Source organism: Microbacterium sp. NPDC057407 (assembly GCF_042803895.1).
In the GTDB taxonomy this organism is placed as follows: domain Bacteria; phylum Actinomycetota; class Actinomycetes; order Actinomycetales; family Microbacteriaceae; genus Microbacterium.
In genome coordinates this window covers 520,438-532,757 of the sequence record NZ_JBHVCA010000003.1, presented here as the reverse complement: position 1 = coordinate 532,757, position 12,320 = coordinate 520,438, and the positions used below count along the sequence as shown (strand labels likewise).

At 74.5% G+C, this 12,320-nt stretch carries 12 protein-coding genes; 8 read left to right on the top strand and 4 right to left on the bottom strand.

Annotated elements, in window-relative coordinates; all coding sequences use genetic code 11:
* Positions 1-95 precede the first annotated feature (95 nt).
* The 4 genes from ACFUTX_RS11315 to ACFUTX_RS11300 all read right to left on the bottom strand — a co-directional run bounded on the left by ACFUTX_RS11315 (position 96) and on the right by ACFUTX_RS11300 (position 2,773).
* The gene (locus ACFUTX_RS11315) at positions 96-410 is read right to left on the bottom strand and encodes a hypothetical protein (protein ID WP_378864271.1); all 315 of its coding nucleotides are present in this window, start codon (positions 408-410) and stop codon (positions 96-98) included.
* Positions 400-801: a phage holin family protein gene (locus ACFUTX_RS11310; protein WP_378864268.1), complete on the bottom strand. Its 402-nt coding sequence runs from the start codon at positions 799-801 to the stop codon at positions 400-402. The genes ACFUTX_RS11315 and ACFUTX_RS11310 overlap by 11 nt, the downstream gene beginning before the upstream one ends.
* Position 802: 1 nt before the next feature.
* The gene (locus ACFUTX_RS11305; protein ID WP_378864266.1) at positions 803-1,201 is read right to left on the bottom strand and encodes a hypothetical protein; all 399 of its coding nucleotides are present in this window, start codon (positions 1,199-1,201) and stop codon (positions 803-805) included.
* A 108-nt stretch (positions 1,202-1,309) separates the two neighbouring features.
* The gene (locus ACFUTX_RS11300; RefSeq protein ID WP_378864264.1) at positions 1,310-2,773 is read right to left on the bottom strand and encodes a protoporphyrinogen/coproporphyrinogen oxidase; all 1,464 of its coding nucleotides are present in this window, start codon (positions 2,771-2,773) and stop codon (positions 1,310-1,312) included.
* Between the two features lie 75 nt (positions 2,774-2,848).
* On the opposite strand from ACFUTX_RS11300, the gene ACFUTX_RS11295 reads away from it, so the two are divergent.
* The 8 genes from ACFUTX_RS11295 (at position 2,849) to eccCa (ending at position 12,243) form a co-directional block, all read left to right on the top strand.
* Positions 2,849-3,433 carry an HhH-GPD-type base excision DNA repair protein gene (locus tag ACFUTX_RS11295; RefSeq protein WP_378864261.1) on the top strand — a complete coding sequence of 195 codons (585 nt, stop codon included), beginning with the start codon at positions 2,849-2,851 and terminating at the stop codon, positions 3,431-3,433.
* Positions 3,430-3,852 (top strand): DUF1801 domain-containing protein, encoded by a 423-nt coding sequence (locus tag ACFUTX_RS11290; RefSeq protein WP_378864258.1) that lies wholly within the window; start codon positions 3,430-3,432, stop codon positions 3,850-3,852. Before ACFUTX_RS11295 ends, ACFUTX_RS11290 begins: the two co-directional genes overlap by 4 nt.
* Positions 3,853-4,010: 158 nt before the next feature.
* A complete protein-coding gene (locus ACFUTX_RS11285; RefSeq protein ID WP_378864255.1) occupies positions 4,011-4,784 on the top strand; it encodes an FHA domain-containing protein in 774 nt (257 codons plus the stop codon).
* A complete protein-coding gene (locus ACFUTX_RS11280) occupies positions 4,781-5,875 on the top strand; it encodes a DUF6177 family protein (protein ID WP_378864252.1) in 1,095 nt (364 codons plus the stop codon). The genes ACFUTX_RS11285 and ACFUTX_RS11280 overlap by 4 nt, the downstream gene beginning before the upstream one ends.
* The gene (locus ACFUTX_RS11275; RefSeq protein WP_378864250.1) at positions 5,875-6,144 is read left to right on the top strand and encodes a hypothetical protein; all 270 of its coding nucleotides are present in this window, start codon (positions 5,875-5,877) and stop codon (positions 6,142-6,144) included. Before ACFUTX_RS11280 ends, ACFUTX_RS11275 begins: the two co-directional genes overlap by 1 nt.
* Positions 6,141-7,490: an EsaB/YukD family protein gene (locus ACFUTX_RS11270; protein WP_378864247.1), complete on the top strand. Its 1,350-nt coding sequence runs from the start codon at positions 6,141-6,143 to the stop codon at positions 7,488-7,490. Before ACFUTX_RS11275 ends, ACFUTX_RS11270 begins: the two co-directional genes overlap by 4 nt.
* The gene (locus ACFUTX_RS11265) at positions 7,487-8,281 is read left to right on the top strand and encodes a hypothetical protein (RefSeq protein ID WP_378864244.1); all 795 of its coding nucleotides are present in this window, start codon (positions 7,487-7,489) and stop codon (positions 8,279-8,281) included. The genes ACFUTX_RS11270 and ACFUTX_RS11265 overlap by 4 nt, the downstream gene beginning before the upstream one ends.
* Positions 8,278-12,243 carry a type VII secretion protein EccCa gene (eccCa, locus tag ACFUTX_RS11260; protein ID WP_378864241.1) on the top strand — a complete coding sequence of 1,322 codons (3,966 nt, stop codon included), beginning with the start codon at positions 8,278-8,280 and terminating at the stop codon, positions 12,241-12,243. The genes ACFUTX_RS11265 and eccCa overlap by 4 nt, the downstream gene beginning before the upstream one ends.
* The last annotated feature ends 77 nt before the right edge of the window (positions 12,244-12,320 follow it).

Genomic DNA, 12,320 nt, shown 5'->3' with positions numbered 1-12,320 from the left:
CTTCGTTCGAGCATACCCCCAGGTTTCGGGAGTATGTCCTGCCCGGCGTGCGCCGCCTGCCCCGCGTTCGCCGCCCGCGCGGCGGGCCACGGACGTCAGCGGGAGTACGAGCGCACGAACGCCCACACCGCAGCACCCACGGCGGCTGCACCGGCGACGACGGCGGCGACCGCCGCCACGGGGTTGCGACGCGAGAAGGTGCGGGCCTTCTCCACGCCGTTGTCGATCGACACGGCGAGGCGTCGCGGGACGTTCGCCTTGACCTCGATCGCGGCCAGGGCCGCCTTCAGCTCGGCACGAGCCTTCTCGACCGGGTCGGAGATGCCCAGGGGCACGGCCGTACGCGGCATCGGGACGGCGGCGCCCGAGACGGCGTCGCGGGAGACGGGCACGGGCGCGTCAGAGCTCATCGCGCACCTCCTTCACATCCTGGGCGATCGCCTGCACCGGGTTCTTGCGCTCGCCGATCTTGCGGAACCGCACGACGCCGAGAAGCGCCAGCACCGCGGTGATGATGAGCATGGCGAAGAAGACGACGAGCGCCGACAGCCACACCGGCCACCACGACGACAGCCCGGCGATGACGAACGTGCCGAGCACGGGCACCGACCAGAACAGCACGAACAGGGCGGCGAACATCCACAGCGCGCCCCACCCGCCGTCCTTCGCGGTGCGGGCCGCCCACTTCTTGGCGGCCTCGATCTCGGCGACGACGAGGTTGCGAACCAGTTCCGGAACCTCGCCGAGCAGCGTCAGGAGGCTGTCGTCGGCGCGGTCGCGGAACCCACGCGGCGAACTCACGTCACGCTCCGCCGCGGCCGGGGCCCGGCGTCTCGGACGCGTCGTCGACGAGATCGTCGACCGCGTCCTTCGCGGCCTGGGCCGAGGTCTTGGCCGCACGGCCGACCTCGTCGGCCTGATCCTTGCCGACCTCGAGCGCCGCGTCGAGGCGCTCGCCGGGCGTGCCGCGGGTCGTCGCGGCCTTGGTGACCTTCACGGCCGAGTCCCACAGCGTGCTGGGCAGCGCCATGGCGCTGGACTTCGCGAAGTCCTTGACCTTGCCGACCTGCTCCTGCACCGGGTCGAGGTTCCAGACCTTCAGCCACTGCGTCTTGATCTGCTCGTAGCGCTCACGGCCCGCCCGCGTGCCGAGCACGTAGCCGATGGCGAGTCCGACGACGAGTCCTGCTTTGCCCCTCATGGGGTCTCCTCACGCTCGGTGGTGCGCTAATGACTGTCCCAGGTTAGCCCTGTATGCCGATTCCGGCATCCGCTTGACAAGACGGGCGCCGCCGCGCTCGCGACGAGCTCACGGCGACGAGGGCGGTCCCCACAGTGCGGCGGCTCGCACGCGCTCGGCCTCGTCCCGCGCCGCAGCGACCACCCGGCCGAGCCCGCTCCCCGCGAACCAGGCGCCCGTCGCGGCGAGGCCGGGCACGCCGGCCACCGCGGTGCGCACCGCCTCGGCGTGGTCGTCGTGGCCGAGGGCCGAGGCGGGCAGCGCGAGGGGGAAGACCGCGTGGTGCGACGCGCGCACGGCCGACGGCTCGAGTGCGACACCGAGGAGAGCGGATGCCTCCTGCCTCGCGATCACCGCGGGGTCGTCGCCGTCCGAGAAGACCGACTCCGGATCTCCCGCAGCGCGGTCGAACGCGACGTGCAGCACGTGGCGCCCGGGTCCCGCCTCGCGCGCCAGCCACTCCCATCGCGCCGTCTCGTGCACCAGCCCGGACGCTCGGCGCCTGGCGGGGAGCGGGTACACCTGCGCTCCCCGGGGGCCCGCGTCGAGCGCGGGCGCGTCGACGACGAGCGTGACGATCTCGCGGAGGAGCGCAGCATCCGTCATCTCGGCCACCGCCTCGCCGACGTGCGGCGTCAGCAGGCGCGCCGCCTCATGCGGTCCCGCGGCCACGATCACGATCTCGGCGGGAAGCAGGTCGGGATCGTCGGCACCCTCGACCGTCGCCGTCCAGCGGTCGTCGGCGCGAGCGAGGGACGCCACGCGGGTCGACGGCCGGAGCTCCGCGCCCAGATCGGCCAATCGGGTCACGAGGGCGTCGACGAGCACCGTCATGCCGCCCTCCAGCGATTCGACCGCGGGCCGGTCACCCCGGTCGACGAGCAGCTCGGCCACCGCGCCGCCGAGGGATCCGGTTCGGGTGAGTGCCGTGCTCAGTCCCGGGGCGGCCGCCGACACGTCGACCTTCGCCGGCGCGATCCCGAACCGGCCGACGCTGAGAGGCGCGACCATGCGGTCGGCGACCGGAGCGCCCATGCGCGTCCGCACGAGCCGGTCGAGGTTGCGCTCCTTGCCGATCGTCAGCGGCGGGCGGAGTCGGTCGAGATAGGCGCGCCAGGCGCCGGACCACCCGATGAACCGGCGGACCGATTCGTCCCACGGGTTGGCCGGGATGCCCACCACCGTCTCCGGCGGCACCGGCGCGGCGCCGCCCCGCCCGACACCCGCGATCCACGTGCGGTCGGTGCGCGGGGTGACGACCCGGCCGGCGAGGCCCAGCTCGTCCACGAGGGCGCGCGCCGCCGATCCCGCCGACCAGCACGTCACGCCCAGGTCGGTCCGCAGTCCCGCGAGGTCGGCCGCCGCGATCGTCCCGCCGAACCGGTCGTCCGCCTCGATCAGCGTCACCGGCATGCCCACCTTCGCGCACTCCCAGGCCGCGACGAGCCCGGCGATCCCGCCGCCGACGACCACCACCCGCGTCGCGCGGGCGTGCGAGACGAGTTCGTCGAGGGGTTCGGACGCGGCATCCATGGCCCCCATCCTCCCATCGCGGGCACGGTGCACGCGGGGTCGCCGACGTGCGGACGCAGTGCCAGGATGGGGCGCATGACGCTGCACATCACGGGCGACGAGACGGCCGACCGGCTCCTCACCGACGACCCGCTGGCGCTGCTGATCGGCATGCTCCTCGATCAGCAGGTCGCGATGGAGACCGCCTTCGCGGGTCCGCTGAAGATCTCGGAGCGCGCGGGCACCCTCGACGCCGCGGCGATCGCGGGCTTCGACCCCGACGCGTTCGCCGAGCTGTTCAAGGCGACGCCCGCCGTGCATCGGTTCCCGGGATCCATGGCTGCGCGCGTGCAGGCGCTGTGCGCGGCGGTGGAACAGGACTGGGGCGGCCAGGCCGCGGCGATTTGGACGCAGGACTCTCCCGACGGTCCGACGGTGCTCGCCCGGCTGCGGCGACTTCCCGGCTTCGGGGAGCAGAAGGCGAAGATCTTCCTCGCGCTCCTGGGCAAGCAGTACGGCTTCGACGGCGAGGGGTGGCGTGAGGCATCCGCGCCCTGCGGCGAGGAGGGCAGCTACCGCAGCGTCGCCGACATCGTCTCGCCCGACTCCTTGGCGAAGGTGCGCGAGCACAAACGTGCCATGAAGGCGGCGGCGAAATCCGGGGACGGCGGCGTCCGATGAAGAAGAGCGGCGGCAGCGTGGCGGCGTTCATCGCGAACGTCGCTCCCGAGAAGCGGCGGCGCGACGCCGAGACGATGGTGGCGCTCCTGCGCGACATCACGGGCCGTGAGCCGGAGCTGTGGGGCACGATCGTCGGCTTCGGGTCGTGCCACTACCGCTACCCGACGGGCACCGAGGGCGACGTGCCGATCGCCGCCTTCGCCCCCCGCAAGCAGGCGACGACCGTCTACCTCCTCGACGCCGGCGCGCACGCGGCGGAGCTGGCCGAGCTCGGTCCCCACGAGACGGGGGCCGGATGCCTCTACCTCAAAGACCTCGAGAAGGTCGATCTCGACGTGCTGCGCGGCGTGATCGAGACGGACTACCGCCGCGTGCTCGACGGCGACACCGGCTACGCGACCTACACCGTGACCGACTGACCGGCGAGCGCCCCAGCCGGATGCGGCGTGCCAGTTCCCGGCGAACGCTGCGTCGCGCGACATAGCGCCTGCCGCGAAGTGGCGCGCTCGCGCAACGCGCCGCGTCGGCACACGCTCTCCGTCTAGACTCGACCGGGCCTGGGGGGAACGGGAACAGGATGACGACACCGGATCAGACGCGCACCGCCGACGTCGACCCGCTCGTGCTCACCGCCCCGGCCCGCGCCGGCCAGACGCTGGGCGCCCTGGCGGTCGACGTGCTCGTCCCGGTCTCGCTCGGGGCGATCGCGGCGGTGCTGTTCGCGACCGGCCTCCCCGCCGCAGGCGTCGTCGTCGTGCTGCTCGCGGTCGCGTTCGTCGGCGCGGACATCGCGCTGCTCGCTCGCACCGGTCAGTCGCTCGGCGGCGTGGCGGCGGCCACGCGCGTGGTCGATGCGACGACCGGAGCGGCGGCCGGGGCATCCCTTCTCCCGGCCCTTCTCGGCGGACGCCTGCGGATCCGCGACCTGCGCCGTGGCCGCGACCCGTTCGCCCCGGCGCTGTCGCCGTTCGCGTTCCCCGACACGGCGGAGGCCGCACCCCCCGCCCGCACGTCGCTGCGCGGTGCGGCACCGGCCGTGCAGCTCGACTCGGGGCAGCGCTTCTCGCTCGAGACGGCGCTGGTGCTCGGCCGCAGCCCGTCTGCACCGGCGGATGCCCCCGCCACGGTGTACCAGTGGGCCGATCTGTCGCGCACCCTGTCGAAGTCGCACGCCCGGCTGGAATGGGACGGCCGGCTCGTGTGGGTCACGGACCTCGCCTCGACCAACGGCACGGTGCTCCGCACCGACGGCGCGCCGCAGCCGCTGCTTCCCCATCAGCGGACGCCGATCCCCGGCGACGCCGTGCTCGAGCTCGGCGATCGGATCGTCACCGTGAGAGTTCCCGCATGACTGCGGCGACCGCGGCCCACCCTCTGGTGGACGGCTCGGGGCCGGGATGGGTGGCGACCGAGACGCGCGCCGACATCGTCGGGCTGAACGTGGGCATGAGCGATCTGCTCGGCCGCGTCGCGTCGGACGGCGACCGGCCCCTCGTGGTCTCCGGCGAGTTCTCGAGGATGACCCGGCCGCTCGCCGAGGTGCTGTCGGCGCTGCAGGGCCACTGGGTGATCCGCACCTCGGACGACGGATGCTACGACGCGGCCACCGGAGCACGCCTCCGCCGACCGGAGGACGTGCTCGGACCGCGCGCGACCGACGTGCACCCGGCGTTCCTCCGCGGAGCCGTCGCCACCCGCCTGCAGGTGGTCACCACCGTGTCGACGCGCCATCGCGTGAGCCGGCCGGTGCGGCTCGGCGGGGTGCTCGAGGCCGCCGCCGACGCGTTCGCCGGACACGCGCCGGACGCGTGGGGGCCCACCGAGCCGCTGGTCGCCCCGTGGGACCGCGACCAGCTGACCGAGTACTCGCGACGACGGATGCCGTCCGACAGCCGCTGGGCGGCGGTGGCGCACGGCGAGCGCCCGCTGATCGGCACGATGCACCTTGCCCGCACGCGCGAAGGGCTCGAGGAGACGACGCACGTGTGGGCCGATGTCGCCGGCGCGGGCGACGCGCGGATCGACGCGGTCGGCGCCGAGGCACGCGCGCTGCTGGCCAAGGCGGCGGGAATCGGGATGCCTCTGCTCGGCGTTTCGCTCGCGGCGATCGGTGCACCCGACCTGACGCGGCGGCCGATCGCGACGCCACCGCCCGAGCCCCTGGCGCTGCTCGTGGGCCCCGCCGGGGTGCGGGCGCTGGATCTCGACCCCCGCCGCTGGGCGACCGACTTCGGGGCGGCGATGGTCGGCAGCCCGCGGCTCCCGGGCGTTCTCGTGTCGCTCGGCGGAGCGTCGGGCGGCGGGTGGGCGCGCCTGTCCGAGGTGCTGGGCACGCTCGACCCCGACCGACTCGCCCAGCTGCTCGCGATCGCGCCCTCCGTCGCGGCACGTCTTCGCACTCGGGGCCTCGGCGGATCCCCCGAGAGAACAGGCGGTGCGTGATGCCCGACCAGCGTGATGCCGTCCTCGTCGACCAGGCGAAGCTCCAGCGCATGCGGCTGGGCGCCGCCCTTCTGTACGGCCGCATCGACGAGCGCCGCGTCGTCAACGACCACCTGAGACGGCTCATCGGCTCGCTGATCGTCGCCGCAGTCGCCTGCGCAGTGTGCGTGGGCGTGTCGTTCGTGGTCCAACTGCTGTCCGGCCAGCAGCAGGCGGCCACCGTTCCGACGCCGTCCGCGGTCGTCTGGACCTTCCCGGAGGTGTCATGAGCATCCACACCCGCCTGACCGTGGCCGGCGCCACGCGTCGCAGCGAGGTCGTCGTCGCGAGCGACGAGCCGCTGGGAACCGCACTGCCCCGATTGCTCGACCTGCTCGGAGAGACATCGGGCACCGTCGCGCGGCCGCTGGTCCTGGTGGCCGCCGACGGCGAGCAGCTCGACATCGCGCGGTCACCGCAGCAGCTCGACCTCGCCGACGGCTCGGTCCTGCGACTCGTGCGGTTGGACGCGGCGCCTCCACCGCCGGTCGTCATCGATGTCACGGATGCCGCGGCGGACGCCCACGGGGCGAGAGCCGACCGCTGGGACGATCGAGCGCGCGCCGTCGCCGGAGGGGTCGGCGTAGCCGCGACGACCGCCCTCGCCGGGTGGCTCCCCCCGTGGCGCGACCCGCTCGTCGCGGGCTGGGCGCTGCTCGGCGCAGTCGCCGTGCTGCTGGTCGTCGCAGCCGCACTCGGACTCCTGCGCCTTCACCGCGTCTCCGCCTGCCTCTCGGCCGCTGCGGCGGGTCTCACCCTGCCTCTCGCGACGACGGCGCTGTCCGGTGCCGGTGGCGCGGGCTACGGGGTGGGCGAAGCGGCTCTGCTGGCTGCGGGAGTCGTGATCGCGACGGGCGCGACGGTCGTGCTGCTCGGCCTCGGCGTGGGGCTGCGGCGCCCCGGCGCCGCGGCGGGCGGCGCGGTCGGCGCGGTCGCCGGAACGCTCATCGTCGCCCTCGTCGTGGCGGGGCTCAATGCGGCGACCACCGCCGCCATAGCGGGGACGGTCGCCGCATTCGCGACGGGGCCGCTGCCGTGGATCGCACTGTCGGCGGCCGGGCTGACGGCGCTCGACCGACGCGTCGCGGAGGGCGAGCGTGTCACGCGACCTCGCGCGCTCTCGTCCATCGACGACGCCTACGCCGCGCTGACCTGGAGTGTCGCCTCACTCGCGGCCGTCATCGCGGCGTGCGGCGTCGCGCTGGTGCTGGCGGACGAGCTGTGGAGCGGGCTTCTCGCCCTGGCTCTCGCGCTCACCGCCGCGCTCCGCTCGCGCGCCTTCCCCCTCCGCGCCCAGATCTGGGCGCTGTGGGCCGCCGTCGCCCTGATCGCCGCGGTCGCGATCGCGGCGCACCTCGGCGGCTCCTCCGGCTGGGTGGGCGCGGCGGTCGCGCTGCTCGCCGCCGTCGCGATCGCGGGCGCGGTGCTCGCTCGGCCGGCTCCGCACGTGCGCGCGCGGCTGCGCGGCATCGGCAACGTGATCGAGACGCTCGCCGTGGTGTCGCTCCTTCCCCTGCTGCTGGGCACTCTCGGCGTGTACGGCGAGCTCCTGGGCATGTTCGGCGGCGGCTCGTGAGCGCACTCGACCTGCGCGAGCTGCCCGGTGCCGTGTTCGGCAGCGGCGTCGCCCGCCGAGTGGCGCTGACGGGATGGGATGCCGCGATCCGCGGCATCCTGCCCACCGCCCGGCGGATCGGATTCGTCTCGCTCGCGCCCGGCGTCGGAACGACCACTCTCGCGCGCGAGGTGCTGACCGCGGTCGCCGGGAGGCGGGCGGACCCGCTGCTCGCCGTCGACGCGGCCGGGGGCGCCGACGACCTCGGCGCCCGGCTCGGGGTCGGAGTGACGGCGCCGGACGAGACTCGCGCCGGCGCCCGCACGACCGCCGACGCGCTCGCGGGCCTCCCCACCGGGCCGGGCTGGCGCGCCCTGCGGCCGGCGGTCGCCGACGGTCCCGTGGCCGCCTGGCTCGGCGAGGCCGCCCCGATCGCCCGGTTCTTCGACGTCTCGATCACCGACTTCGGCGCGCGCCACCCGGGGGTCGACCTCGCCGCGTGCGCCGCCTTGACCGACGTGGTGTGTCTCGTGGCCGACGCCCGCCGCACGCCCGCGGAACTCGCGCGGGCCGTGGCTCCCGCGATCGCCGCGCTGCCCGAGCGGCCCCGGCCGGTTCTCGCGCTGGTCGACCACGGCCGCGACGGAGGCGGCGTCGCGCGCGCTTTCGCCGGGGACCCGTGGCCGGTCGTCGGCATCCCGTTCGATGCCGGGCTGCATGCCGGGAGAACCCCGCGGCGCTCAGCCACGCGTCAGGCGGTGCTCCGCCTGGCGGCCACCCTCGTGTCGGGCGGAGAGGCGGTGCCCTCGTGACCGTGCGCATCGTCCACCGGCCCGCGCGCATCACAAAGCCCGTCGAGCCGCCGGCCGAGGTCGTGCTCGCGCCGCCCCCGCCGATCGGCGAGGGCACCACCGGGTTCCCACTCCAGTCGCTGCTGCCGATCGTCGGCAGCCTGTCGTCCATCACGATGATCGTGCTGCTGCGGAACAACCCCGTCATGGTGGTGGTCGGCGCCGTCATCCTCGTCGTGGCGCTGGTGGGCGGCGTCGGCATGGCGTTCACCGCCCGCGGCAACGCCGCCCGACAGCGCCGCCTCCAGCGCGAGCGCTACCTCGACTACCTCGAAGAGACCCGGGCGACGGTGCGCGCCGTCGCCGACGCCCACCGCACCGCGACGCTCGCGCTGCAGCCCGAGCCTGGCGCGCTGGTCGAGATCGGCGCGAACCCGGCGCGGCGCTGGGAACGACGGCCCGGCGATCCCGACTTCCTCCGCGTGCGGATCGGGGTCGCCGACCTGCGGGCGGTCGACGTGCGGCTGCCGCCCGAGCAGAACCCGGTCCAGCCGTTCGACCCGGTGATGAAGGGCGCCGCCCAGCGGCTGGTGCAGCTCGCCGGGGTCGCACAGGGCATGCCTGCGGTCCTCGACCTGGAGCGCGGCGGCGAGGTCTCGATCGTCGGCGAGCGCGCCGAAGCCGTGCGCGTGTGCCGGGCGATCGCGGCCCAGATCGGGGCGTTCCACTCACCCGACGACGTCCACGTCGCGGCGGTGGTGCCCGAATCGGCCCGCGACTCCTGGCGCGGACTCGACCTGCTCCCCCACGCCTCGGCCGCCGTCCCGGCGCCGGGAGCGGTGGCCGCCCGCCGGGTGGCGCCGACGCTCCCCGACCTGCTCGGTCTCATCGGCGATGAGCTGCGCGACCGCATCGCCGCGGCCGCCGCGAGCCGCCGCAGCGGCCGGCGCACGAAGCCCGGTCGCCTGATCCTCTTCATCGACGAGGGGACGGATGCCGCGACCCCGCTGCCCCGATTCGACTCGGCGCTCGATCTCGCCGACCTCGGCATCACGGTCGTGCACGTCGTCGACGACCGGCTCAAGGAGCCGTCGGCGGTCATGGCGCGCGTGACGGTGACCGGGGCGTCGGCCGTGATCGAATACCCCGGCTCGGGAATCGACGCCGTCGACGACGTCGCGCCCGATCCGGTGTCGCCGGAGCTCCTCGAAGTCGTGGCCCGCCCTCTCGCGGGCCTCCGGCTGACCCGCACGGCCGCCGTGGACGCGCAGACCACGCTCGCCCCCGACGTCACCGAGCTCCTCGGCATTGCGGACGTCGACGCGATCGACCTGACGGACGCGTGGCGGCCCCGACCCGGCGGCGACTTCCTCCGGGTGCCGATCGGGGTGGACGACCGGGGCGCTCCCGTGCTGCTCGATCTGAAGGAGTCGGCCCAGCTCGGCATGGGTCCGCACGGCATCTGCATCGGGGCGACCGGCTCGGGCAAGAGCGAGCTGCTGCGCACCCTGATCCTCGGACTGGCGCTGACCCATTCGCCCGACGACCTCAGCATGATCCTCGTCGACTACAAGGGCGGCGCGGCCTTCGCACCGTTCGCCGGTCTGCCGCACGTCGCCGGCATCATCGACAACCTGGCCGACGACCCGCAGCTCACACAGCGCGCCCGCGAGAGCATCCAGGGTGAGGTGGTGCGCCGCCAGCGGCTGCTGAAGGACGCGGGGAACGCGGCGTCCATCGGTCACTATCGTCAGCTGCGGCGCGAGCAGCAGGATCTTCCCGCGCTCCCCCACCTGTTCCTCGTCATCGACGAGTTCGGCGAGCTTCTCACCGCGGAACCGGACTTCGTCGAGCTGCTGCTCACGATCGGCCGCATCGGGCGATCGATCGGCGTGCACCTGCTGCTGTCGAGCCAGCGCATCGAAGGCGGCCGGCTTCGCGGCCTCGACACCTACCTGTCGTACCGCATCGGACTGCGTACGTTCTCGGAGTCGGAATCGGCCGTGGTGCTCGACACCCCCGACGCGTTCCACCTGCCCGCGATCCCCGGGTACGGCTACCTCAAGGTGGACACGTCCGTGTACACGCGGTTCCGGGCGGGCTACGTCTCCGGTCCCGCACCGGTGCCGACCGACGCCGGCCCCGCTCGGCCCGACGCGCCGCCCCTGGTCGAGCTGCCGCCGTACGACCTCGTCGAGCCCGCAGGCGACGAGGACCTCGTGCCGCGGGAGCCGGCGGTCCCCGCGACGGGACGCACGCTCGTGCAGGCTGCGGCCGCGCGCCTGTCGCGCGGGGTGGCCCGCACGCGCCCGGTGTGGCTGCCGCCGCTGCCGCCGTCGCTGACCCTCGGCGGTGTGCTGTCGGCCACCGAGGAGCGCGGCGGGCTGCGTGCGCCCCTCGGGCTCCTGGACGACCCGAGCCGGCAGCGGCAGGCACCGTGGCTGCTCGACCTCACCCGCTCGGGCGGCCACATCTCGATCACCGGCGCCCCGCAGTCGGGACGGTCGACGTTCCTGCGCACCCTCGCCGCCTCGCTCGCGTTCACGCATTCGCCGCGCGAGGTGAGCGTGTACGGCATGGATCTCACCGGGGGCGGCCTCACCCGGATCGAGGCGTTCCCCCACGTCGGCGGTGTCGCGACCCGCGGTCACCGCGAGCGCCTGTCGCGTCTTCTCGAGGAGCTGACGTCGATGCTCGCCGTGCGCGAGCGGGTGTTCCGCGAGCACGGCCTGGACTCGCTCGCTGACATGCGCCGCCAGCACGCGGACGGCCGGCTCCCGGAGCTTCCCAGCGCCGACGTCGTGCTGCTCGTCGACGGCCTCGGGGCGCTCCGGACCGAGTTCGAAGACCTCGAGCCGGCGTTCGGCCAGCTGCTCGAACGCGGCGGCAGCTTCGGCATCCACGTCGTCGTGACCCTCTCGCGCTGGAACGAGCTGCGCCTCAACCTGCAGGGCCTCATCGGCACGCGCCTCGAGCTGAAGCTCAACGACCCCGCCGACTCGCAGGTGGCCCGCAAGCTGTCGTCCGCCCTCCGCGCCGACGAACCCGGCCGGGTGCTCACCGACGAGAAGCTGTTCGCCCAGGTGGCGCTGCCGCTCCTCGAAGAGGTGGACGACACCGATATCGGCGAGGCGCTGGAGCGCATCGCGCGCGAGAACGCCGCGCAATGGGGCGGCCCGGGCGCCGCGCCCATCCGGCTGCTGCCGGAGGATCTCGCGCCATCCGAGCTCCCCGACGCGCTCGACGAGCCCGAGGAGATCCCTTTCGGCCTGCGGCAGGACACCATGGCGGCGGTCACGATCGACCTCGCCGGCCGCGACCCGCACCTGCTCGTGCTCGGCGACTCGCGCTGCGGCAAGTCCACGGTGCTGCGCGGGCTCATCCAGGGCGCGATCGACCGGCACTCGCCGGAGGAGCTCGTCATCGGGCTCATGGACGCCCGCGGAGACCTGGCCGGCGACATCCCCGACGACTATCTGGGCGGACACGCGACATCGGGCCGGCAGGCGCGGCTGCTCGCCGAGTCGATCGCGTCCGAGCTCGAGAAGCGCGCCGCCGACCGCGCGGCGAGCGGACCGCGCATCCTCGTGATCGCGGACGACTTCGACATCCTCGCCGCGGGCGGCTCCGAGCCGCTGCGTCCTCTGCTGCCCTACCTGGCGTCGGCCCGCGACCTGCGGTTGAACGTGGTCGTGAGCCGGCCGGTCGCGGGGGCGTCGCGGGCGATGTTCGACGTTGCGCTGCAGGGCGTGCGCGACACGGGCGGGACGGCCCTGATCATGTCCGGCGATCGCGCCGAGGGGCAGCTCCTGCCGAAGCTGTACGCCGAGCCGATGGTCGCCGGCCGCGGCCGCCTCGCCCGCCGCGGCGAACGCCCCACGCTGGTGCAGGTCGCGCGCTTCCCCGCGACGGAGGGGACGGATGCCTCGGCCCCGCCGGCACCCGTCACCGTCCCACCTACCACCCGGCGCCGCCGCCGGTGAGACGGATCGTAGTGCCGCGGGAAGATTCCGCAAGGCCCCGTGGAACGAGCGGGGAATCGGTTACCCTGGTTCGGGTC

Bases quoted from the DNA above. Each gene is read 5' to 3' on its own strand.
- ACFUTX_RS11315 (WP_378864271.1), bottom strand. From the start codon at position 410: ATGAGCTCTGACGCGCCCGTGCCCGTCTCCCGCGACGCCGTCTCGGGC.
- ACFUTX_RS11305 (WP_378864266.1), bottom strand. From the start codon at position 1,201: ATGAGGGGCAAAGCAGGACTCGTCGTCGGACTCGCCATCGGCTACGTG.
- ACFUTX_RS11300 (WP_378864264.1), bottom strand. From the start codon at position 2,773: ATGGATGCCGCGTCCGAACCCCTCGACGAACTCGTCTCGCACGCCCGC.
- ACFUTX_RS11295 (WP_378864261.1), top strand. From the start codon at position 2,849: ATGACGCTGCACATCACGGGCGACGAGACGGCCGACCGGCTCCTCACC.
- ACFUTX_RS11290 (WP_378864258.1), top strand. From the start codon at position 3,430: ATGAAGAAGAGCGGCGGCAGCGTGGCGGCGTTCATCGCGAACGTCGCT.
- ACFUTX_RS11285 (WP_378864255.1), top strand. From the start codon at position 4,011: ATGACGACACCGGATCAGACGCGCACCGCCGACGTCGACCCGCTCGTG.
- ACFUTX_RS11280 (WP_378864252.1), top strand. From the start codon at position 4,781: ATGACTGCGGCGACCGCGGCCCACCCTCTGGTGGACGGCTCGGGGCCG.
- ACFUTX_RS11275 (WP_378864250.1), top strand. From the start codon at position 5,875: ATGCCCGACCAGCGTGATGCCGTCCTCGTCGACCAGGCGAAGCTCCAG.
- ACFUTX_RS11270 (WP_378864247.1), top strand. From the start codon at position 6,141: ATGAGCATCCACACCCGCCTGACCGTGGCCGGCGCCACGCGTCGCAGC.